Origin of the sequence: Mediterraneibacter catenae, assembly GCF_008691045.1 — a bacterium.
Classification (GTDB): Bacteria; Bacillota; Clostridia; order Lachnospirales; family Lachnospiraceae; genus Mediterraneibacter; species Mediterraneibacter ornithocaccae.
This window is the reverse complement of the sequence record NZ_VMSO01000012.1, coordinates 20,061-42,020: the sequence shown is the minus strand read 5'-3', so window position 1 is coordinate 42,020 and position 21,960 is coordinate 20,061. Positions and strand designations below refer to the sequence as shown.

The window sequence follows — 21,960 nt, the reverse complement described above, 5'->3', positions numbered from 1 at the left end:
ATAAATCATCCTTTCCAGCTCCACTGATCTACATTATTGACGATGGACCATCCATGTCCGTGGGGATGTATCTTCTGCTCAGCCACAGTAAGGCCGTCCCTCACCCAGTAGAGATGATCGATATTCACAAGCCATACCCAGGGGATATCTCCGTCCTGGGTCACTCCGTCAGTCCCGTCCCACTGAGCCTGCTGCCACAATCTGTAAGATTCTTCCAAATCGCCGCAGGCGAGCGCCTGATCCATATATTCATCCACAGTGCTGTTGGAATACGGAGAGTATTCTGCCGAGTCCGTCCCCTCTATCGTATGATAAATATTATAGAGTTCCATCGGTGTATGTGCTCCCCAGCCCCAGATCAGAGGGTCAGACAGCGCACGGTCGTAAGCCGTGTCCCAGCCCACTCCCTCAAGTGTACACGATATACCGAGCACACCGAGCTGATCCGCAAAATCTGCGGCGAGCGCCTGGCGGACAGAATCTCCGGTGGAATAGAGCAGGTTCAGCTCTGCTTTGACTCCGTCTTTCTCCCGGATACCGTCATCTCCTACGGTCCAGCCCGCCTCATCGAGCAGCGCCGCGGCGCCCTCGGGATTGTATGAAACTTCTGAAGCCTCATTGTACCATGGGAGCTGGTCGCACACACTGTAAGCCGGGCTTCCGTATCCGTTTAGTACATTGTCGATCATCTCCTGCCGGTCAATGCCGATATTGATGGCACGACGGACAAGCACGTCCGCTGTAAAATCATTTCCGACCGTACGTCCTTCAGAATCTGTCGTCTCTTCCACAGCCGGAAGATTAAAACCTCTGTTGTCAACACTTGCATATGAGGCAAGACTGTATCCTTCGACCTCCTGATCCGAATATGTGGCCGATGTATACGCCAGGTCCACCTCGCCTGCCTGAACTGCCAGAAATGCTGCATCCTCTTCCATGAACAATATCGTAACCTGCTCCATCTCGGGCGCATCTCCGTAATAATCCGGATTTGCTTCAAGAATGACCTGCTGCCCTCTGTCCCATTGCTTCAGGATATATCTGCCTGAACCGATCGGATTGGAACCGTAAGTTGCGCTGTCATAGGCATTCTCCGGCACGATTCCTACGATTGCCATTGTATAAGGCCAGATAGAAAACGGACGCGTCATATGAAAGACAACCGTCGTATCATCCGAAGACTCCGCATAGTCCAGCATTGTAAAGTCATTGACCGAACTGGACTCTTTTACCGTATTGTATGTAAACGCCACGTCTTCGGCAGTCAGCGGTTCTCCATCGGTAAACTTTACGTCATCGCGGATCGTGACTGTCCATGTCAGACCGTCTTCACTGACTGTATAATCCGTCGCCAGATCATATCCGATCGTCAGATCCGTGTTCGTCACCGTGAGTGTACTCTGGATCAGCGGCTCGTGGACATGCTCTCCCGCTCCCCATCCGTAGGCCGGGTCAAATCCCGCCTCAGGCTCAGAGTTCGGGTCCATGGCAATTACAACAGAAGAGTTCTCGATTCTCTGTTGTACCGCGGATTGATCTTCAGCTGTATCTCCCGCACAGCCTGCAAGGGCCGTCACCGTAACAGCTGCTGCCAGAAGCAGAGAAATCCACCGCTTTCTCATCTCAGATACCCTCCCTGTTCCGTCTTGTTTCCCATATCTCCTGTCATATCTTCTTCCGATTCCCTTTCCCTGATCTGCTCTCTTCGCAGAGAAAGGATCTGTTCATATGCTTCCCCGTAAGACACCTGCGACTTTCGCGCAAATGCAGCCGTATCTTCATACTCCGGTTTTACATGGCTGATTCCAAATCCGCCCGCTGTCTTGACGCATATCTGTCCATGTTCTGTCTGCACCGTTTCACTGCCGGGAGTCAGAAAATATTTTTCACACAGACGTGCTCTCACTCCGTTGGTCGTCGTCTCCCGCATAATATTCCGGGCAGTCTCATCAATCTGTTCTTCCCCGCAGAGCACGGTAAGTTCCCAGCCCGGACGCCCTTTCTTCATCGTACCTGCCACTGTATAGACATCCAGCGCCCCCGATTCCAGCAGACGTGCCGCTGCAAATGCGAGCGCCTCCGGCGTCATATCGTCAATATTGCACACCAGCTCTGCAATACGCCCGTTAGATTTCATTTCCTGTTCCTGCGTTTCTCCCAGAAATGCCCTGACGCAGTTCGCCTGTTCAAATTCCTTTGTCCCGATGCCGATCCCCACTTTTGTCTTCACCATCATCGGCATATTTCCAAAATGTCCGGCAAAGTGTACAAGAAGCGCTGCCCCGGTAGGCGTACATAGCTCCCCGCGGATAGCGCCCCCGTAGATCGGTACGTCTGCCAGCAGATTTGCCGTAGCCGGCGCCGGCACCGGCATGATCCCGTGGGCGCAGCGCACTGTTCCGCTCCCTACGTGAACCGGAGATACCACGATACGCTCCGGCCTCAGAAGATACACGGCATAGCATACTCCAGCCACATCTGCTACCGCATCCAGCGCTCCTACCTCATGAAAATGCACCTGTTCAACCGGACATCCGTGTGCTTTTGCCTCGGCATCGGCAATCGCATTGTATGTCTCGATCGCGTTATCTTTTACCTCTCCCGGCAGATCCAGCCCGCGGATCAGCTCAGTAATATGCAGCGGGTCTGCATGATGATGCCCGTGATGACCGTCATGCAGTTCTTCATGTGCGTGTCCGTGATGACCCGTATGCACTTCCTCCGGCTCGCGCTCCTCTTCTCCGTATACAGTCACTTCCATGTGCGTTCCACATATCCCGCATGTAGAACTTTTGCGCGGTGTGATTCTCACGCCGGGCAGACCCGAACCATTCATATGATCTAAAAACTCCTGCTTCTGTTCCTCATCCAGAAGTTCATACATGGCAGCCATGAGTATATCCCCCGCTGCCCCCATATTACATTCAATATAAAGTGTCCTCATATCCTGTTCTTTCCTTTCGTTCGATCCAATTCCGTTTTCGTGGACTATAATCCTTCCATCTGATTGATCATACTTGCCAGATACCCGGCTCCGAATCCATTATCTATATTAACCACACTGCATCCGGACGCACAGGAATTGAGCATGGACAGAAGTGCTGACAGCCCGCCGAAGCTGGCGCCGTATCCCACACTGGTCGGGACTGCGATCACCGGGCAGTCCGCCAGACCGCCGATCACCGAGGCGAGCGCCCCCTCCATTCCTGCCACTGCCACGATACAGCGTGCGCTCATAATCGGATCCAGGTTTGAGAGCAGACGGTGGAGTCCCGCCACACCCACGTCATAGAGGCGTGTGACATTATTTCCCAGTGTCTCGGCAGTCAGCGCGGCTTCCTCTGCTACCGGCATATCACTTGTCCCGCCGGTCGCCACCACAATACTGCCCCTATGCTCCCGCTCTTCCGGAAATGCAACAGCAAGTTTCGGAAGGGGATGATACTCCGCCGGAACTGCCCCGCACAGAATGTCGGCCGCTTCCTGACCGATACGCGTGACAAGTATATTCCGGCATCCCCGCTCTCCCATAGCGGTGACAATCCCTTTGATCTGCTCCGGGGTCTTTCCCTCGCCGTAGATCACCTCCGAAGCCCCCTGCCGTATACTCCGGTGATAGTCGATCTTTGCATAGTCTAAATCTTCAAACGGTACTTCTTTCAGATTCAGAAGCGCTTCTTCAGGTGACGTCGCACCCTCCGCCACACTCCGGAGCAGCGTAAGAATATCGTGTTTATTATCCATGATGAATTCTCCTTTTTAAATTCTTATCACACCGGCATGATGTCCGGTTCCGCATCTGTCTGACTGACACCGGTCCTGCCCGCCGCGGACTCAGTCCGTCACTTTTCTCTCAGCCAGGTCAAGAAATACCGCCGGAAACAGAGGCGACAATTTTTCACATATCTCTTTCCTCTTTTCCATCACAAGCGGCATCTGCTCTTCCGTGACCTGAATCCGCGCACCGTCTCCGTACAGGCGGACACGGAAATCACGAAAACCTTCCTCTGCCATTACAGACTCCGCGCATTCGACTCTGACAAGATCTGATCTGCTGATCGGAATGCCCGTGGGAATACGCGTTGCCAGACAGGCATACGACGGTTTCTCCCATGTGAACAGCCCGGCTTCTCTCGATCGTTCTCTGACTTGAGCTTTCGTAATCCCACACTCACGCAGAGGCGAACGCACTTCCAGCTCACGCAGGGCACGCATTCCCGGGCGGTCTCCGGCATCATCCGATGCATTCGTGCCGTCCAGCAGTACAGTATAGCCGTCCTCCCGCGCAGCCTCTCTCAGCCGTGTGAAGATCGCCCGCTTGCAGAAATAGCAGCGGTCCGGCCCGTTCTCCGCCGCCTCCGGAACCGACAGGATATCCATGTCCACCACTGTCATCGGTATCCCCAGTTCTTCCGCAAGCCGTCGCGCGTCTTCAAGCTCAAATGCCGGCTGAAACGCCGTTTTCACATAATAAGCATGTATATCACATCCGTACCGCTTCGCTGCCCATAGTAGAAAGGCTGAGTCTGTTCCGCCGGAGAAGGCTGCGGCAGCCCTTTGTACCTGTGAAAAAAATTCTTCTAATACCATATTTTTTCCTTCCTTTTGACCGGATAGGGGGGAAATCCCCCTGTCCGATCACCGCGATACCTCGGTCATCTCGCGGCATTGCCGCTCGATGACCGTTGCCCGTCGGATGCCCGCTCGTGCGGGCACGGCGGTCGCCCTCCGGGCGTATCGCACAAAAAAGATATCTGCCTTCTCCTGAAAGCAGATATCTTCCTGATATCCAATATTCTTAATCTTTATATTAGCGGGAGCAAAAGCCCCGACTGACTATGATGCCTGCTGATTGTTCCGTGCTGCAAATCATCTGCAGCCTCTCATTAAATCTGCGATCCATACGGCTTCTGCCGTCTTTCCCGGCTTCCTGCCGGATTTTCTTTTAATTAAAATCGCATCTATCAGTTCGACCCTTACACCGTTGATTTCAATCGGCATCAAGACTCTTCTTAAGTGCGTCTATCGCATTCTGCACGTTTTTTCCCATGGACGCGTCGCTGACACCCACGACAATATTATCACAGAGATTCACGGGAATCAAGATTCTCTTCGCCCTGCTCTGCCCTACAGCCACAGCCATACGCGAGGTGATCTCTCCCAGCATGGAGTCTGCGATCACGATTCCCACCGGTCCCATGATCACATCAACCCTTTCAGATGCGACAACCACGGAGTTCTCCCCCGTCGCAGCCTGATCGGCGCCGGCCTTGAGCATTGCATTCGTGGCAGCACTGTTTGTTCCCACAGCAAGAACCTCGATATCCTGATCGTACTCTTTCACAGCCGTCACAAGCTGACGTCCGAGTCCGCCGCCCTGCCCGTCAATGATCAGTACTCTCATCCTGTTTCTCCTTTTTTGTAATCTGTCTCGTATTCTTTTCTACGAGCTTTCTCGACACCATGATCTGATGCCCGCACCCCATGCACTTCAGCCGGAAATCCGCACCGACGCGGAGCACTTCCCACTCCTGGCTCCCGCATGGATGAGGCTTTTTCATCTTTATGATATCTCCCACATCAAATCTGTCTGCCATGTCCTCTTCCTTTCTATCTTATCAGAATCCCGGCGCATTCTCTTAATCCACTGCCGTAAGTACTCCCTGCAGCAGAAAACGCTCATCCCGCTGATCTCCTGTACAGGTAGAAAGACTCAGAATCTGCGACTGGGCATTTACTTCTACATCCACCTGATAGTTTGACGACTCACGGCAGAGTTCAATATACTGCTCAAACTCCTCATCTGATGCGAATTCAACATCATAATTATTGGCTGCAGCATTGACGATACCTGCCGAGAATACCGTATAAGTCCTCACACTTCCGTCCGGAGTATAGATATAAAAATTCGGATGTTCCCGGCAGAACTCTTCATCCTCATACAGATGCAGCCTCGAAAACATCTCCGGACTCACATTGAGATGATGTCCGTAAATAATCGTATTTCTGTCCGAGAAGTCACTGCTGTTTCTCATATCCATAAATATCGCGCCCAGTTTATTGTCATTCTCTGCAAATGTCTTTGTAAGATATTCATTATTATCCGCGCTTTTGACGACCGGATAGTTTATGATCGACGGTTCGTCAAAACGGACCCACGCGATCGTATCCGGATTGATCTCAAGCAGTGCGTCGAAGTCCACACTGAATCCGCTCCCGTCTTCATCCGCCGTGACAGCCAGATTCTGGATCTCTTCATACTCCTGTCCGCCGGTGTGATACGGTATCAGCATTATCGCCAGCTGATAAAGAGAAAAGACGAAGACACAGACCGCCACGATCAGTATCGTACCGGAGAGGACATCAAACGCCGCTCTTTTCTGCTTTTTCTTTTTTCCATTCTTCTCCTCTGTCCGGACTGCTGCCGTTCTTTCCCTCTTCACATCCCTGCGGTGCCCTTTTCTCCTGCTGTGCGCCCTACGCCTTTTTCTCCCGGCACCGCTCTTCTTTTCTTCTTGAGTTTCCATCGAGATAATTCCTTTCGAATCTGATATATCGTTTTTCTATAATTAATTGATGCCAGGGTCAAAAGGTCTAAACCCACATGAGCTTGCTCATAGGTGGGTGAAGGACCTTGGGACCCGCCCCGATATGAGCATAAAAGTGGGATGTATATCCCACGATATGCGAATATTGGGCAGGATTGTGGAAGTGCGCAGCACGGAACAATCCGTAGGCATCATAGTTGGGGTCTTTTGACCCCAGCATCATTGATTACTGTCAGAATCCGAGATTTTCATCTACAAGGATGATCTTGAACCTCTTCGGTATCCTGCTGAATCTCGTGACCATGATCTGACAGCAGATGCAGTCCGGACTCTTGCAGTCAAAACAGCTTCCGTTCTTCACGCACGGAGTATCGATACCGAACCTCTGCGTATTGATCGGCGCCGCTTCGTTTCTCGCCCTGTGCATGGCATCCTCTTCCGTCTTCACGATCTTGTTCATCCCGACAATGAGCAGAACATTCTTGGGACCGAATGCATAGGCCGCCACACGGTTTGCATTTCCGTCAATATTTACAAACACACCGTCCTCGCTCATGGCATTGACACTTCCTAAGAACCAGTCACATGTAAATGCCTTCAGTGCAATCTCCTGTTTTTCTTCCGGAGATGCCGCTTTGTCACGGTCGTAAAACACATAGTTGCCTTCGTTGATGGCATCGATCAGACCCACTTCCCGAACTGATGCAGAACCGCCCATATTGATCGTGCTTCCCTCTGCGATCAGCTCAAGAGCCTTCTTTACCGCTTCTTCCTTTGTCACGGTGTAATAGGCTTCCATATTTCTTGATTCCAGCGCTTTTACGACGCGTTTTCCGAGCGCCTCATTTCTCATCTGTCTTACATCCATCCCAACGACCTCACTTTCCTGTAATAAATGCCATAATTATAGATAGTATAGCATACACTCCGGGTGAATTGCAAAACCCTATCCCATATTATGTCTGCATAAGGTAACAGTTCAGGCAAGGCTGCAGTCAAATATTACCCGTGATCCCTGTGTTGAGCATATCTTCTGCTTCCCGCATCTGTCTTACCACGCTCTCATGGCGTTCCTCAAAGAGAAGGCCTTTATTATGTCTGTAATACAGGTCATTTCCATTCTCATTGATAAACCACACACTGTAATAGTTCGCATTGAGTTCTGTGACAAAAGCTACCATCTCCTGACTCTCCCCAAACGCATCCTCCAGAAAAAGGAATACATTGTCGAGAGATCGTGATACCTCTTCTGTCATCTGCTCAAGCTCTTCTCGCTCCCTGCCGAACATCTCCCGGACCTCGTCCAGCGCACCGTCTCCGACAAACATCTCACCCTTTATCTCAAGCGCAAATCTGTTCAGCGCCTCTGTCACTCGGATCAGTGTCTGCTCCTGCTCACGTGTGATGAGCTCTGATTTTCTCTGATCTTCCAGGTCTTTTTCAGCCATTGCGCGCACATCGTCAAGCATCATGACCGCCTGATTATCCCTGTAATAAATAAGATATTCATACAGCTTAGCCACATATGCATCCCAGAGGAAGCATTCCCTGAACATGCCGCCGAGCCTGCCGTTTAAAAGACTGACAATGCTCAGATGCTCGTCAAAAGCTGAAGCCTGTATCTTCTTGAGTACTGCCGAATCCCATTTTCCTTCCAGGATCTCCCCGACATTGTAGTCTGTCCTGTATTTGTAGTAAAGTTCCAGATAATTTGCGAAGTCTTTCGCTATCGTCCGGTGCTGGATATACTGACCGATCACTTCCCGGTCCGCCGTCTTGCCCAGTGTCTCATAAACCTGGATCAGTCTGGACAGATCTTCCCATCCCCTGGCAGTGGCAAACCTCTTCCCGTCCACTGTATTCTCAATACGGCAGAAGTTTTCCCTGCGCAGATCCAGATAGGAGATCACGGCCTGATGGATTCCCTGACGGTAGGCATATTCTTTCCACACCGGAAAATCTGCCTCCACATCAATCTTCTTCAGACGATCCAGCGTAACAACGTCGAACTCACGGACGGATTTGTTGTACTCCGGCGGGTTTCCCGCAGCTACGATGATCCAGCCGTCCGGCAGTCTGTGCGTCCCGAACGTCTTTCCCTGAAGGAACTGGAGCATGGCAGGCGCAAGAGTCTCCGAGACACAGTTGATCTCGTCGAGAAAAAGGATTCCCTCCTGATTGCCGGTCTGCTCCATCTTGTCATAGACAGATGCGATAATCTCGCTCATCGTATATTCCGTCACAGAATATGTCCTGCCGCCGTACTCCTTCTCCCGGATAAACGGCAGCCCCACCGCGCTCTGTCTCGTGTGGTGGGTGATCGTGTAGGACACAAGCCCGATCTGCATCTCCTTTGCGATCTGCTCCATGATCTGTGTCTTGCCGATACCCGGCGGTCCCATGAGAAGGATCGGCCTCTGCCTGATCGCCGGGATCTGATATTCCCCGAATGTATCCTTTAAAAGATATGCCTCCACGGCGTCTTTGATCTCCTGTTTTGCACGTTTAATATCCAAAGTGCTCCTCCTTAATATCTTCTTCTCTCAGTATCAGTTTTATCGCCCAGGCCGGCACATCTGCATCCCTGTAATCTTCTTCCAGAAATACGAACGCAGTCCGCCACGCCGGCATACGCTCCGGATAAATCCCGTATCCGTCCGTAAAATAGATCATTCCTTTCAGATCCGCGAACTCCCCGCTCTGCCGCAGCCCTTCCACATACTCAAACGCCGGACGGAAATCGGTACCGCCCTCGCCGTACAGGCTGAAATGTTCCATATAGTCCTTAAGCTCTTCCTCTGATGTGATCTTCACATCCTGATGCACTTCCTCATCACACTGTATGATGTGTATGTTCACCTTCCGGAAAAAGCTGTCATTCTCCGCCAGAACGCTGTACGTCTCTTGCAAAAATTTCCCGATCAGTTCGCCGGAGCAGGACATAGACGTATCGATCACGACAACAAACTCTTCAATCCTGTGTTCTTCCCGTGTCTCAAGCGGTTCAATCAGCGGCATATTCCCGTACAGGGACATCCCGTAGCTGTAAAATCCATAGTCAAATGTATCCTGATCTGCCTTTAATTCTTCCCTGAATACAGAAAACTTTCTCAGGAATTCCCGGTAATCATGGCGTTCCCTGTTCTCCACGCGCAGCTCGCCCAAAAAGCTGCCGTTCTTCTCAGCCGCTTCTTTGGAAAATGTCTCCAGATCCGTCTCCATCTTTTCATCGATGTCTTTCCATCTCTGCTGCATCTGCTGATCCTGAGGCTGTTTCCGCTCATCATTTTCCCAGTATCTGTGGTCATCCACACGGAACTCTTCTTCCAGCAGCCCCAGTTCTTTCTCTGTCAGCTCCCATTCTGTCAGAAGCCGGTACACTCTCTCCGCATTGAGCACATGACCGGATAGTTCCAGTTTCCGGTATGTTTCCCGCCGGAGCAGACTTCTGGAAAATCTGACCGGCCTGAGGTCACATCCGTCTATGATGTGCTCCACCGCGATATCGCAGCTTAAGTTCCAGAGTCTTTTTCCACTCTCCGGACCGTTCTCCCCACTGCCGTATGCAGAGCCCCGGTCTCCTCCCGTCTTCCAGATATGCCGGAAGATACAGTGCAGGACCATGTGGAGATATCCCCTGTTTGCCAGTATCCGGTTCTCCCGGTACAACCCTCCAAGCTCCCGGGGATGAAAGTACATGTGATACCCGTCCGTCCCGAAAGGGCTTACCTCCGGATCCATCGTGTAGACAAAACTGCTCAGCGCCACATCCAGAAAACGCATGGAAAAGTACAGCTCGTCGCGGCAGATCCCCAGGATCTCCCTGCCGATCTGCGCCAGTCTCTCCGCTGCCTGCTCATTTGTTTTATCTGTTATATTCTCTGTCATATCACAGTTCATATTTCTTCTTCCTCTCAGGATACAGCCGGTGCTTCTCATTCATGAGAAAACTTAAAACCGACCGTTTCCCCTGTTCAGCCGCATGCTGCACCGCACCGCTCAGAGACTCCCGCGTCCAGAATCCCCTGATGGAGAATTCTTTCAGCGCAGCCAGATCCTCTGTATCCGTCAGGTGTTCCGCGACGGGCAGTGCATGCGCCCTCACATAATCCTCATATTCTTTTTGCGCTTCTTCCGTCAGTTCTTCCGGAAACATCAGTCTCGCGAATACAAGATCAGAGATCACATTGACATCGTCCTGCGCCCTCGCCGAATAAAACAGACTGTCGTACTTCCTGTAGTCGATCTCCTTATTGTAAAAACACTGCCTGTAGTTATTCCCAGATCCGTGATGCTGGGTAAAGAGGATGCGCGCAGGCGTATTTTCCACCGCCTCCTCGTAATGTTCGGGAAATACAAGCCTTGCTTCTCTTCCCGCTTTATAAAACGTAACATCGATCCGCTGCCACAGATCCCCCAGAATATCATGCACACAGGAGCGGTCTCCGTCCAGCAGCCGCACATGCAGCGCCGACAGGCTGCGGCATCCGGTAAATGCGCCGCTCCCGATATTTTTCAGCCTGTCTGAGAAATGAAGCTCTCTTAAGTTTCTGCAGCCGTAGAAAAGATAACGTCCCGCTTCTTCCATCGTATCCGGCAGCCGTACACTCTCAAGCACTTCTCCTGCCAGAAGCCTCTCCTCATCCCGGAACATACGCTCCTCATCCGTCGTGAAGACGAGAACCTCCTCATCTTCTCTGTCCTTTCTCGCAGAAAAAGCGTATGGAGCCATACGCTTTACCGGTCTGCCGTTGATCTCCTCCGGGAGCTCGAGAGCCGGATCAGCCCCGAAGCACCGCACGATCTCTACCTCGTCATTTATGATCCTGTAATGAAGTTTCATAGTATTCCTCTCCTGTATCCAGGCACAGACACCCCAGTCTTCCGCCCAGATCCGAAAATGCGGCTCCGCAGTCCACATCAATAATGCGTCCGTTCGGGCTGTGCCAGACAGACGCCTGCTCCTTCGGATAGCCCCGGATAATAAAAGTCGGGACATGACCCACGATCGAGACATATCCCGGTATCCCCGTCTGCCTGTCGATCAGCGACGTATCCCAGAGCAGACGTTCCTTTCTCTTCCACACGCGGAGGATCTCCTCTGTGGAGGCATGTGCCATGAGATAGCAGTTCCCGTTCATCTTTACCTTCCTGTACAACGGCAGATTTTTCATGAACCGCACATATTCCGGCAGCTTTTCCCGTGTTGCCTCGCAGTCTGCCAATATGTCATAGGTATTGTAATAATACCGCTGCTGCACCTTGTCCCCCACATTTTCATACCATTCTACAAAACCATCCTCATGGTTCCCCTTAAGGGCGATGATATTATCGCATGCCATAACGATATCAAGGATCCCGGCAGGGTCTGGTCCCCTGTCGATCATATCTCCGAGTATATACAGCGTATCCTCATCACTGAATCTGATCTGTTCCAGCATCCTTTGAAACAGCTCCGACATCCCGTGAATGTCGGACATTACATACGTACGCCCCATAGCTCCACCGCCTTTCTCGGGAATCATGCCTTTTCTGGGAACCACAACAGTTCAGCTCGCGCCACTCGAAAAATCATGCGAGCATGATTTTCTCTCCCAGGCTGTTCCATGGCTGAACTGTTACTCAACATCAGGTATGACGTTTGATCGTCTCCTTCAGGACATATTTCTTATCATTGTACCGCTCTACAATATAATCATTCGCTTTCTGTTCCATCTCGTCCGTAAGCAGTGTGAGCACCGCGTCTTCTCCGTATTTCCGTTTCAGCGCGCGTTCCAGAAGATAGTCGCACACATGCGGATTCTTCGGAAGGAGCGGACCATGCAGATATGTTGCGATCACGTTTTTATAGACAACGCCCTCATATCCCGATTTCCCGGTATTTCCGAAACCGTAGGTCACTTTGCCGAAAGGCTCGTGCTCCCCGATCTCCGTACGGCCGCCGTGGTTCTCAAATCCGACCACCGGACGGTCAAACAGCGGACTCTCCAGAACGATATCCCTGATCAGTCGCTCCGGCTCCCAGTCCGTCGTAATATTCAGCACGCCGAGTCCCTCTATGGTCTTCTTGTCCGTCTTATAATATTTGCCGAGGAGCTGATATCCGCCGCACACTGCGAGCACGACGCCGCCGTCCTCCACATAATTCTTAAAATCATCTTTGATATCCTGCAGGAATCCGCAGACCAGTTCCTGCTCTCTGTCAGAACCGCCTCCAAGCAGGACAATATCGAGCTTTGTAAAGTCGATCTCGTCTCCCGACAGAAAGGGGATCACTTCCGCCTCGATCCCGCGCCACTCAAGCCTCTTCCTGAAGCACTGGATATTTCCTCTGTCGCCGTACAGGTTCAGAAGATCCGGGTATAAATGTCCGATCGTCAGTTTCATCATTCTCCCGCTCCTCCTTTCTCCAGTTCTGCAAGCATATGGTTCGTCCGGTACAGCCCGGAATAATTCACGATCACATACAGGTTCTTCGTGCCGTTCTTCGCGCAGTCTGCAACGGCTGCTTTCAGGTCGGTCGTCGTCTCGCACGGGATATCCTCGTATTTCAGACGGAGTCCCATGTCATACCGGCGTGTTCCCGCTGTGATGATCCGCTGTGCACTGCTGTCAGCCAGATACTGGAAGTCCACATCCCACAGCCATGAGATATCGCGGCCGTCCTGCGCCGTATCATTGATCTGGATGATGATGTCTTTCGGCTTCTCATCCTTGAGCACGAGGGAAATCTTCTGCTGGAAACCAATCGGGTTCTTAGCCAGATGGAGCTGCACTCTCGCCCCGTCGATCGTGAAGATGCTCTCCCGGTTATTGCCGTAATCAAACGCCTCGATCATCTCTTTGAATCCGACATATCCCGCACCCATCGTCTTCAGCGCAGTATACGCGGAAAGTGTGTTGTAAATATTGTACGGCGTGCGCGCAGTGGAATCGATGTGCATACCGTCAACATCAAAGGAATATACTTCGTCGTTCAGTTCAATATTCTGAGCCGTGTAATCCGGTTCCGGACGCTCCCACCCACAGTTCGGACAGTGGTAGATGCCAAGCTGTCCGTAGTGGAAGAAATCATACTCCAGCTTCTTCCCGCATTTCCGGCAGAAGATACTCTCCCGTATCTCGGAGCGGGAGATATCGTCAAAGATCTGCTCGCTGATCCCGCATGTGACAAACGGATTCCCGCTCTCTTCCGCGAGTGAATAGGACAGAATATCATCACAGTTGATGATGAGCGTTGTATTCGGGACGCTCTTCACTGCGGTCAGCAGTTTATTATAGGTAATGTCCACCTCACCAAAACGGTCTAACTGATCTCTTGAAATATTTGTCAGTAACGCGCAGTCCGGCTCCAGTTTCGGCAGTACGCCTACCGAAGAGATCTCGTCCACCTCGATACAGGCAAAGTCCGCGTCGAGTCTGCCTTTCTTATCCGTGGCAAGGACGAAAGCCGAAATGATACCGTTGAGCATATTGGCTCCGGTCCGGTTGATGATCACCTTTTTTCCTTCCGACTCCAGCGCCCTGCACAGGATCGCATTGGTCGTTGTCTTGCCGTTTGTTCCCATAGTGACGATGGTCTTTCCTCTGACCTGCTGTGCCATCGCCTTTAAAATGTCGGGATCGATCCGGCGCGCTACATACCCCGGAAGAGTGACCCCGCTGCCTCGTTTCATTTTTTTGATCAGAAAGCTTGTCAGCTTCGCAGCTCTGATCGCAAGTTTACTTCTTAATCTCATTGTTCATACCAACTTTTTATCTTTTTTATAGTTCAGCCATCGGGAATGAGTAGGCTGATTTATGCCTGCATAAGAATCAGCCTGCTCCGTTCCCGATGAGCAGAGCGCCCGTTAATGAGTAAAACAGTGGCGGCAGCCACAATAAGCACGAAGTGCGGTTTTACGAATGGCGCGGGCTGAACTGCTATTTGATCAGTTCAGCCATCGGGGGATATTATACGTGAAATCACTCCTGATGGCAAGGGGACTCCTGCCTCTTTAACAGTTCCTCTATCGCATATGCCACACCGAATTCCGTATTGGATTTCGTAATGTACTTTGCCGCACTCTTTACTTCCGGATCTGCATTTGCCATGGCCACCGTGGCACCAAAATCCATAGAGATCATGGAAAGGTCGTTCAGGCTGTCGCCCAGTACCATTACTTCGTCCATCGTATAGCCCAGTGACTCAATGTATTCTTTCAGAACAGGACCTTTCTGCGCTTTCACGTCTGTAATCTCCAGATTCGTCGGAAAGGACGACGCCACCGCGATATCCTTATTCCTCTGCAGTCGTGTATTCATCTCATCAAGCATCGCCTTGTCTTCGGAATACAGGAACAACTTGTAAACCGGCACCCCCGCAGCCTCCAGTTCGTCCATATCGGACATTGATCTCGTAGATTTTTTTATACGCCGGTATGTCTCTGACTTCGCCAATTCCTCCCTCGGCAGGTTCGAGAAGAAAAGCTGCATCTGAAGCATCAGACTCTCCTCGATCTCCTCCGGGGTTCCGATCTTGTAGTCATATCCGTCCGTGCAGAATGTCACAGAAAGCGGATAATCCCTGATCTCCTCATAAATTGCCCTGCACAGCTCTATACTGATCGGATGTGTAACAACAACCTCCTGCTGCGGATTTCTCACTTCCGCACCGCTGCCCACGATGTAGTCACATACCAGTTCTGCATCCTTAAGTTCCGCCATCGCTCCGGGGAAATTCCTTCCCGTCGCTATCATAAAACGGATTCCCGCGTCACACGCTTTCTTCACCGCCGCCAGAGTCTCCGGCGCCGGCTTATGGTCGTCTCCGAGAAGAGTACCGTCCATGTCACTTGCTATTACTTTAATCATATTGTCTCTCCTTTAATTCACAGTCCGGATACCGGCGCTTCGCTAATATCAGATTCCGTACTGTTCTATAAGTTCTTTCTGCAGCTCCGGATCATCCTGAATACGCTCAAGAAGCTCATATTTCTTCTCCTGAACCAGAATTCGGTTTAACTTGAGGAGTCTTTCCTGCTCCTTTATTTTTTTATCCTGCTGCTCTAATTCTTTCTCGACGAGTCTCTCATATTGTTTCTCTGTACATGATAATACCATATTCATAATCGCCGCCCTTTCTCTGATCAGTATATCCCGCAGTACCCCCTTTTCGATACAGATATCAATCGCATCGTCTACCGCCTGCCTTTGATTGCCGCCTTCTTTCAGCGCCTTACGCACCTCTGCTACAAATACGGAATACTCCTCAAGCCGTCTGCATTTCTCCATCAATTCATAATTATGCCCGTAATTGATATTCAGCATTGTTGCACAGCATTCCAGACATGATTCTCCGGACATCCCCTCTTCTGCAAACGCATCTGTCAGTCTGAGGATCTTCTGGTCCGGCTCACCTTTTGATCCGTTATAAAATACGATAAATTTAGGGCTGGGCAGATGTTTTAATACCGGGCTGAACACATTGATCTCACAGTCGTCGATGTAGTTCTGATACAGCCTTGCGAGATACATCAGACCTCTTATCGGCATATTCTGATTATAAGAGCTCTGATGTTCGTACAGATTCATTGTACCGCCGAGCAGAAAGGAAACGTCATTTTTCCTCCTTATTATAAATTCTTTCGTGTGTTCCTGCAACCATTGATAACTCTGCTGAAAACCGGCCGAATAAGCCTCATAAAGAAAATGGAATCCCTCAATTCCATACTACCTGCGGTGACTTCTCCCCGAACGGGAAATGCAGGTAAGTGAACCTATTATATGAAATGGGGCATGGTATTACAAGACGGAATACTGCACAAAAAATATGATTGTGGTATAATGTCGTTACAGTTCACTCGCATGCATGAGACAGGCTGATTTATGCTTGCATAAGGATCAGACTGTCGCCTTGCATGCGACGGGAGCGCCTTTTCATGAGCAAAAAAGCGGCATCAGCCGCAGTAAGCACGTAAGTGCGATTTTGCGAATGGCGCGGGTGAACTGTAAAGTATTCATGCGAAACGCAATCCAGACCAGAGGTAAGAGCCATGCTTGATTTTTTGAGAGAAGAACATGTCGATGAACATATCATAAAAGGGATCGAAGATTTCCGCCGGGAACATCCTTCCCCCGCCACAGACTTAACCGCCCGTCCCCGGTATATGTATTATGGAAAGGAAATATGGGAACAGGCTGCCGAAGCGCTCCTCTGCGGGGAGAATCTGCTGCTGGCAGGTTCCAAAGCAACGGGGAAAAATGTCCTCGCAGAAAATCTGGCCTGCCTTTTTGGGCGGCCTTCCTACAATGTATCGTTTCATATCAATATGGACGCTTCCTTTATGATCGGGACCGATACTTTCCGTGACGGACAAGTCGTATTCCGTCCCGGTCCGGTCTGCCAGTGCGCAACCCTCGGCGGCTTCTGTATTCTGGACGAGATCAATATGGCCCGCAATGAAGCTCTTGCCGTCCTTCACTCAGTCCTTGATTTCCGCCGCGTGATCAACGTGCCCGGCTATGACGCCATCCCGGTCCACGATGCCGCCCGCTTTATCGCCACGATGAATTACGGCTATGCAGGCACACGGGAATTAAATGAAGCTCTTGCTTCCCGATTTATGGTCATCCATATGCCGGAGATCACACGGGACAATCTGGAGAAACTGCTCCGCCGTGAATTTCCGGATATGAAGAAACAGTCTGCCGTTCAGTTCTCCGGTCTGTTCACCGATATCGAAAAAAAGTGCCGAAACGGAGAATTGACTCCGAAAGTCCTGGATTTGCGCGGCCTTATGGATGCCATCCGCCTGATTCGCAGAGGTCTGTCCCCTCTGTCAGCACTCGATATGGGGATCACCAACAAGACTTTCGACGATTACGAGCAGTCTCTCGTCCGCGATATTATTTCTTCCAGGATATCGAAAAAAGATGGCAGGAGTACACTGTTCGATTAATACGGCCGAACTGTTACCCAAAATGCATTTACAAAAGGAAGCAAGATAGAGATGAGCAGCACAGATTACGGCATTTCCGCCCGCAGGCGGGCATTAAATATCATATGGACAGCCGCAGGAGAATACGGTTTTGAACCTGCATTCATGGCATTTTCCCAGGATGGAAAGCCGGACCTGTACATGAACTCGATCATCGGATATGTGCGGAAATGGTATGACAGGGAGATCATGCAGGAACTTTTTGACACGATTGGCTCCTCGTTCATGCGCGAGAGCTTTGACGGAATCCTGTGGATCGGTCTGGAGAACTGTGCTTTTGAACGCGAGGTGGGGGAACGTCCTGTCCTCGCCGAGATGCGTCTGGCATGTGCAGAGGCTTTTTTCGAGCAGCAGTTTACCAGATCCCGCCAACAGTGGATGGCACAGAACAGCCTTGTCTATGCGCTCCAGTCTGCGAGATGGAACACCGTGCTGGGGCGAGGCCCGGGACTTGCAAATCCACGGGAGAGGAAACTCTTTGAAGAACTGACCTACAGCGGTGAATGGGATGCCCGGCAGATAGCGGAACATACATTTCAGATCCTGCACCGCTATTTCCATTTCAGCCGGGAACATGCAGACCGCACTTTTCTGCTCCGTCTTAAGAACAGATTTGCTTCCTTTACCTCCCGCTTGCTCCCTTCCCGGGTGATGCGCACGGAAGACCTCACCTTTGCACGGGACGGAGCTGGAAACGGTGTCATCACAGCACGGAAGTCGAAAAACGCAGGACCTTTGACAGCAGCTGCAGAAGAGAACAACCGTATTTACATAGAAAGCTGTTTCGGACTTCCTCTGTATACACGGGAGGAAAGCACCCAGATAGAGGAACTCCTGTGCACCGGAGGCCATAAAGACTGCCATATCTACTTTACAGAAGGACGGCAGGCTGCTGCCGGGAATGCAGACATACACGCCGCAGATGCATCTTCTTCGGATGCACTGATCCAAAAAACGATTCTCAGCGCACAGGCACAGTCAGAACGGAACAGGATCCATTTCAAAGAGAAACGGCATTTCTATGAAAACTGCATCACACGTCTGGCGCAGCAGATCCGCAATGCGCTGCTCGTATACCCTCAGCCCGCGAAGCTGACGAGCCGTGCCGGCCAGATCGCTCCCGAACAGATCTGGCGTGCAGTCCGGCTGAACGATGAGAGGATATTCACGGACAGTTTCGAAGACGAACAGCCGGATTTTTCTGTGGATCTTCTTCTGGACGCCTCCGCCTCACGCCTTCAGAGTCAGGAAATGATAGCTGCACAGGCCTACGTGATCGCGCGCAGCCTGCGGCTCTGCAAAGTACCGGTACAGGTCTGCTCTTTCCTCAGTCTCCGGGGATATACTGTCATGCGCCGGTTCTGCGGATATGAGGATTCCGATAAGGACGACAGGATTTTCGATTACTTCGTTGCGGGATGGAACCGGGACGGACTGGCCGTGAAAGGCGTCGGGCATATGATGCAGTCCTCCCCGGCCGGAAACAGGCTTCTCATCCTCCTTACCGACGCCAGTCCCAACGATGACCGCAGGCTTCTTCCCGACCGGTCAAACGGGCATCATATAAGCCGCGACTACTCCGGCGAAGCCGGCGTGGAGGATACCGCGGCAGAGGTTCGTACTCTGAGAAAATCAGGCATACAGGTCATGGCAATCTTAAACGGAGAGGACGGAAGCACAGAAGCTGCGAGGAAGATATACGGGGATGATTTTGTCAGGATTGAGAATATCCGGCATCTCTCAGACGCCGTGGGGAATCTTCTGCTGCGAAAAATCGAAAAGTTGACTTTATAATAAATTTTGTGATAGACTACTTAAGCAGTTCAGGAAATTTCCCTGATTCTAAAAAAATATTACACATCCTGGGATGTGCACCAAACAACGAGCAGTATCAGAAACGTAAGTCCGGTTGTCTGACACTGCCCGTTATTTTTTTACTCACAATTATTTTATTAAGGAGGATTATCAAATGCCACAGACAAAATTTCAGGATCTTACATTTACATGCATCATGGTACTCATCTTTGTGTACGTCATGACATTCTACAACGCCGGACTGGAGAACGGGGTCACTTTCGCCACGTTCGGTTATGCACTGACCCACATGTGGGTGGAGGTGATCGGCGCATTCATTGCGCAGCGTTACATAGCCGCCCCGATCGTAAAACGGCTCGTGCGCCGTATATTTACACCGGGTGAAGACAAACCGATCTTTATCATCCTCGCCACAGCCGGATTTACCGTATCCATGATGGCGCCTATGATGACACTCTACGTCTCCATCTATCACATGGGACTGTGTCCGGAACTGCTCGGTCACTGGCTGACGAAACTGGTACAGAACTTTCCGTTTGCGCTGTGCGCCCAGGTATTTTACGTCGAACCGCTCGTACGCCTGATCTTCCGTACCATCTTCAAGAAACAGCTTGCAGCGGCTACAGCTTAATATCCCCGAGCCGCCCCTCTCCGCGCAGGTATTTCCTGTAGATAAAGAAAAATACCAGGCAAGAAAGGCATGCCGCCAGTCCGTCGCTTACAGGCTCTGCATAAAACGCAGAGCGGGCGGCGAAAAAGATGGGCAGAACACATGTCGCGCCAAAATATATCCCTTTTCTAAGCAGGGAGAGGCTCAGGGAAATCTTCGTCATTCCCAGGGCAGTCAGCCCGTCAACGATCACATACTGAAAACTCAACGGGACGATCATCAGCGTAAATATTTTGATTCCCCATACGGCAAGCTCCGCATACTCCGGGTCACTCGTGAAAATACGTACAAAATACTGCGGCATAAATCTGGAGATAAGGAACATGACCGCCGTGAAACAGACGCACAGCATGAGCACCCAGAAGAATGTCTTTCGGATCCTGTCCGGTCTGTTTGCTCCGTAATTGAAGCTGATCAGAGGCTGAGAACCTCCTGTGATCCCAAGCATGGGGGATGTGATCAGCAGCATATAACTCTGCACGATCGTCGCCGCGGTGATCAGCGTATCCCCGTATTCCGCCCCGCCGTAATACTGGAGCACAGCATTCAGGGCGATAATAATGATACTGTCTGTTGCCATAATAAGGAACGGTGAGAATCCGATCTTTACGATCTGTTTCCCCGCCTGCAGATCCGGCTTTACGATCCCCAGACGTATCCTCATCTTCTTCCGGCGCAGCGTACAAAGCACAAATGCACAGGAAGACATCTGCGCCAGTACAGTCGCCGCGGCCGCACCTGCCACATCCATATCCAGAAGGAAGATAAACACCGGATCAAGGATAATATTGATGACCGCGCCAATCAGGGTTGTCGCCATCCCGAGGAGCGGGAAGCCCTGTGCCGTGATGAAATAGTTCATCCCTGTTGAAAGGAGCGCAAAAAAGGTGCCCGCCGTATAGATCGTCATATAGGTATCTGCATACGAAAAGGTCACCTCGCTCGCTCCGAACCAGTTCAGCAGCCAGCCCTTTGTAATAAGAAACAAAAGTGTCAGCGCCAGAGATGCGATGATGAGCAGCACAAAGCTGTTTGCCAGAACCTTCCTGGCATTCTTCTCGTCCCCGGCGCCCAGCCGTACCGAAAACAGGACAGAACCGCCGATACCGAACAAAGCGCCAAAAGATGACAGGAGCGTTACGATCGGTGCGCACACACCCACACCCGCAAGCGCATCCGCTCCCGTCACCGGAATGTTGCCTACATAGATCCTGTCCACGATGCTGTACAGCACATTGACGAACTGCGCGAACATGAACGGAATCGATATTTTTAATACAAGCAGGGGTATAGAATCCCTGCCGAAATCATTCGTCTTTTTCATCTTATGTTTTCCTCTCTTCTCAATACCGCCAGAACATTATAGCAGAAAACGGGAAAGAGGGAATACCTTGGCTGAAAATTCTCTGTTAAAAACCGTAATAGTTGGGCCCGGTGCCTTACTGGTACCGAGCCCTTCTTTGACTTAGCTTATGAAATTATCATCCTTCGATGGCGATAGTTTTCTTCGTCTCCACAGCCTGTGCATCCTTCATCGGAATGCTCACAGATATCTGTCTTCATCACTCTATTGGCATTCTTACCGTATAACGGATTCTTCCTCCCCCAAAAATCTCTGTCAAACGGGAAATCCCATCCAGTCATCATCAAATAAATTCTCTCCAAAAATACCCGGCATCAACATAAGTCATTTCTTTCGTTTATATGAATCTCTTAAATAATCTATGGACTGCTTACACAGCCTTATCAGCACCCTCGGTGTTATCTTGGATGTCGGTTTCCGGGAAACCGGGATTCGGAACAAAACGGAACTCATTGTTGTTCCGTTTTGTTCCTCTTCTTTTCGTTCTAGTTGTACTATAGCGCTTAATTGTTAGCACTATCAAAAGGTGCGTGCTAATTTAAAAATATTTTTTGGAAAAGCCTTAAAAAGTCTATTTTTACAGGC

20 protein-coding genes and 1 pseudogene are annotated in these 21,960 nt (G+C 50.8%); 3 read left to right on the top strand and 18 right to left on the bottom strand.

The genetic code is table 11. The features are described 5' to 3' along the window. Positions 1 to 5: 5 nt before the first annotated feature. From FNY66_RS10085 to FNY66_RS10010, 16 genes are all read right to left on the bottom strand, one after another. Positions 6 to 1,622 (bottom strand): ABC transporter substrate-binding protein, encoded by a 1,617-nt coding sequence (locus FNY66_RS10085; RefSeq protein WP_150311066.1) that lies wholly within the window; start codon positions 1,620 to 1,622, stop codon positions 6 to 8. After that, on the bottom strand, positions 1,619 to 2,944 hold the full coding sequence (gene larC / locus FNY66_RS10080; RefSeq protein WP_150311065.1) for a nickel pincer cofactor biosynthesis protein LarC: 1,326 nt from the start codon (positions 2,942 to 2,944) through the stop codon (positions 1,619 to 1,621). The genes FNY66_RS10085 and larC overlap by 4 nt, the downstream gene beginning before the upstream one ends. A gap of 44 nt (positions 2,945 to 2,988) precedes the next feature. After that, complete coding sequence (larB, locus tag FNY66_RS10075) at positions 2,989 to 3,744, bottom strand: nickel pincer cofactor biosynthesis protein LarB (RefSeq protein ID WP_087150578.1); 756 nt, start codon at positions 3,742 to 3,744, stop codon at positions 2,989 to 2,991. Between the two features lie 90 nt (positions 3,745 to 3,834). Continuing rightward, complete coding sequence (gene larE, locus FNY66_RS10070; RefSeq protein ID WP_150311064.1) at positions 3,835 to 4,590, bottom strand: ATP-dependent sacrificial sulfur transferase LarE; 756 nt, start codon at positions 4,588 to 4,590, stop codon at positions 3,835 to 3,837. 400 nt (positions 4,591 to 4,990) lie between these two features. Then, the gene (locus FNY66_RS10065) at positions 4,991 to 5,404 is read right to left on the bottom strand and encodes a DUF3842 family protein (RefSeq protein WP_150311063.1); all 414 of its coding nucleotides are present in this window, start codon (positions 5,402 to 5,404) and stop codon (positions 4,991 to 4,993) included. After that, on the bottom strand, positions 5,385 to 5,597 hold the full coding sequence (locus FNY66_RS10060; protein WP_087150581.1) for a DUF951 domain-containing protein: 213 nt from the start codon (positions 5,595 to 5,597) through the stop codon (positions 5,385 to 5,387). The genes FNY66_RS10065 and FNY66_RS10060 overlap by 20 nt, the downstream gene beginning before the upstream one ends. 42 nt (positions 5,598 to 5,639) lie before the next feature. Further along, positions 5,640 to 6,527, bottom strand: a complete 888-nt coding sequence (gene srtB / locus FNY66_RS10055) for a class B sortase (protein WP_150311062.1) — start codon at positions 6,525 to 6,527, stop codon at positions 5,640 to 5,642. A 253-nt stretch (positions 6,528 to 6,780) separates the two neighbouring features. After that, on the bottom strand, positions 6,781 to 7,416 hold the full coding sequence (locus FNY66_RS10050) for a lactate utilization protein (RefSeq protein WP_150311061.1): 636 nt from the start codon (positions 7,414 to 7,416) through the stop codon (positions 6,781 to 6,783). A 127-nt stretch (positions 7,417 to 7,543) separates the two neighbouring features. Further along, the gene (locus FNY66_RS10045; protein ID WP_150311060.1) at positions 7,544 to 9,064 is read right to left on the bottom strand and encodes an AAA family ATPase; all 1,521 of its coding nucleotides are present in this window, start codon (positions 9,062 to 9,064) and stop codon (positions 7,544 to 7,546) included. Further along, positions 9,054 to 10,448, bottom strand: coding sequence for a vWA domain-containing protein (locus FNY66_RS10040; RefSeq protein ID WP_229409493.1), 1,395 nt, complete (start codon positions 10,446 to 10,448; stop codon positions 9,054 to 9,056). The genes FNY66_RS10045 and FNY66_RS10040 overlap by 11 nt, the downstream gene beginning before the upstream one ends. Continuing rightward, entirely contained in the window at positions 10,438 to 11,391 is a 954-nt protein-coding gene (locus tag FNY66_RS10035; RefSeq protein ID WP_150311059.1) for a leucine-rich repeat protein, read from the bottom strand. Before FNY66_RS10035 ends, FNY66_RS10040 begins: the two co-directional genes overlap by 11 nt. Then, positions 11,363 to 12,046, bottom strand: coding sequence for a metallophosphoesterase (locus FNY66_RS10030; RefSeq protein WP_190324827.1), 684 nt, complete (start codon positions 12,044 to 12,046; stop codon positions 11,363 to 11,365). The genes FNY66_RS10035 and FNY66_RS10030 overlap by 29 nt, the downstream gene beginning before the upstream one ends. Before the next feature lie 130 nt (positions 12,047 to 12,176). Next, on the bottom strand, positions 12,177 to 12,935 hold the full coding sequence (locus FNY66_RS10025) for a type 1 glutamine amidotransferase (protein WP_150311087.1): 759 nt from the start codon (positions 12,933 to 12,935) through the stop codon (positions 12,177 to 12,179). Further along, a complete protein-coding gene (locus FNY66_RS10020) occupies positions 12,935 to 14,287 on the bottom strand; it encodes a Mur ligase family protein (RefSeq protein ID WP_087150587.1) in 1,353 nt (450 codons plus the stop codon). Before FNY66_RS10020 ends, FNY66_RS10025 begins: the two co-directional genes overlap by 1 nt. A gap of 226 nt (positions 14,288 to 14,513) precedes the next feature. Next, positions 14,514 to 15,401, bottom strand: a complete 888-nt coding sequence (locus FNY66_RS10015) for a Cof-type HAD-IIB family hydrolase (protein WP_150311057.1) — start codon at positions 15,399 to 15,401, stop codon at positions 14,514 to 14,516. Between the two features lie 48 nt (positions 15,402 to 15,449). Beyond that, positions 15,450 to 16,121: a hypothetical protein gene (locus FNY66_RS10010; protein ID WP_150311056.1), complete on the bottom strand. Its 672-nt coding sequence runs from the start codon at positions 16,119 to 16,121 to the stop codon at positions 15,450 to 15,452. A 461-nt stretch (positions 16,122 to 16,582) separates the two neighbouring features. Between FNY66_RS10010 and FNY66_RS10005 the strand changes: the two genes are divergently transcribed. The 3 genes from FNY66_RS10005 (at position 16,583) to FNY66_RS09995 (ending at position 19,973) form a co-directional block, all read left to right on the top strand. Continuing rightward, entirely contained in the window at positions 16,583 to 17,488 is a 906-nt protein-coding gene (locus tag FNY66_RS10005) for an AAA family ATPase (protein ID WP_150311055.1), read from the top strand. A gap of 51 nt (positions 17,489 to 17,539) precedes the next feature. Then, a complete protein-coding gene (locus FNY66_RS10000; protein ID WP_150311054.1) occupies positions 17,540 to 19,321 on the top strand; it encodes a vWA domain-containing protein in 1,782 nt (593 codons plus the stop codon). A 175-nt stretch (positions 19,322 to 19,496) separates the two neighbouring features. Then, a complete protein-coding gene (locus FNY66_RS09995; protein ID WP_150311053.1) occupies positions 19,497 to 19,973 on the top strand; it encodes a DUF2798 domain-containing protein in 477 nt (158 codons plus the stop codon). On the opposite strand, the gene FNY66_RS09990 is transcribed toward FNY66_RS09995, so the two are convergent. Together FNY66_RS09990 and FNY66_RS16155 are read right to left on the bottom strand one after the other, a co-directional pair. Continuing rightward, positions 19,963 to 21,336, bottom strand: a complete 1,374-nt coding sequence (locus tag FNY66_RS09990) for an MATE family efflux transporter (protein ID WP_150311052.1) — start codon at positions 21,334 to 21,336, stop codon at positions 19,963 to 19,965. The genes FNY66_RS09995 and FNY66_RS09990 overlap by 11 nt on opposite strands. Positions 21,337 to 21,551: 215 nt before the next feature. Continuing rightward, positions 21,552 to 21,696 (bottom strand): annotated as a pseudogene (locus FNY66_RS16155) (Hsp20/alpha crystallin family protein); the annotation flags it as partial. Positions 21,697 to 21,960 lie beyond the last annotated feature (264 nt).

Coding starts and splice junctions, on each gene's coding strand:
- FNY66_RS10085 (WP_150311066.1), bottom strand. CDS start 1,622: ATGAGAAAGCGGTGGATTTCTCTGCTTCTGGCAGCAGCTGTTACGGTG.
- larC (WP_150311065.1), bottom strand. CDS start 2,944: ATGAGGACACTTTATATTGAATGTAATATGGGGGCAGCGGGGGATATA.
- larB (WP_087150578.1), bottom strand. CDS start 3,744: ATGGATAATAAACACGATATTCTTACGCTGCTCCGGAGTGTGGCGGAG.
- larE (WP_150311064.1), bottom strand. CDS start 4,590: ATGGTATTAGAAGAATTTTTTTCACAGGTACAAAGGGCTGCCGCAGCC.
- FNY66_RS10065 (WP_150311063.1), bottom strand. CDS start 5,404: ATGAGAGTACTGATCATTGACGGGCAGGGCGGCGGACTCGGACGTCAG.
- FNY66_RS10060 (WP_087150581.1), bottom strand. CDS start 5,597: ATGGCAGACAGATTTGATGTGGGAGATATCATAAAGATGAAAAAGCCT.
- srtB (WP_150311062.1), bottom strand. CDS start 6,527: ATGGAAACTCAAGAAGAAAAGAAGAGCGGTGCCGGGAGAAAAAGGCGT.
- FNY66_RS10050 (WP_150311061.1), bottom strand. CDS start 7,416: ATGGATGTAAGACAGATGAGAAATGAGGCGCTCGGAAAACGCGTCGTA.
- FNY66_RS10040 (WP_229409493.1), bottom strand. CDS start 10,448: ATGAACTGTGATATGACAGAGAATATAACAGATAAAACAAATGAGCAG.
- FNY66_RS10035 (WP_150311059.1), bottom strand. CDS start 11,391: ATGAAACTTCATTACAGGATCATAAATGACGAGGTAGAGATCGTGCGG.
- FNY66_RS10030 (WP_190324827.1), bottom strand. CDS start 12,046: ATGGGGCGTACGTATGTAATGTCCGACATTCACGGGATGTCGGAGCTG.
- FNY66_RS10025 (WP_150311087.1), bottom strand. CDS start 12,935: ATGAAACTGACGATCGGACATTTATACCCGGATCTTCTGAACCTGTAC.
- FNY66_RS10020 (WP_087150587.1), bottom strand. CDS start 14,287: ATGAGATTAAGAAGTAAACTTGCGATCAGAGCTGCGAAGCTGACAAGC.
- FNY66_RS10015 (WP_150311057.1), bottom strand. CDS start 15,401: ATGATTAAAGTAATAGCAAGTGACATGGACGGTACTCTTCTCGGAGAC.
- FNY66_RS10010 (WP_150311056.1), bottom strand. CDS start 16,121: ATGAATCTGTACGAACATCAGAGCTCTTATAATCAGAATATGCCGATA.
- FNY66_RS10005 (WP_150311055.1), top strand. CDS start 16,583: ATGCTTGATTTTTTGAGAGAAGAACATGTCGATGAACATATCATAAAA.
- FNY66_RS10000 (WP_150311054.1), top strand. CDS start 17,540: ATGAGCAGCACAGATTACGGCATTTCCGCCCGCAGGCGGGCATTAAAT.
- FNY66_RS09995 (WP_150311053.1), top strand. CDS start 19,497: ATGCCACAGACAAAATTTCAGGATCTTACATTTACATGCATCATGGTA.
- FNY66_RS09990 (WP_150311052.1), bottom strand. CDS start 21,336: ATGAAAAAGACGAATGATTTCGGCAGGGATTCTATACCCCTGCTTGTA.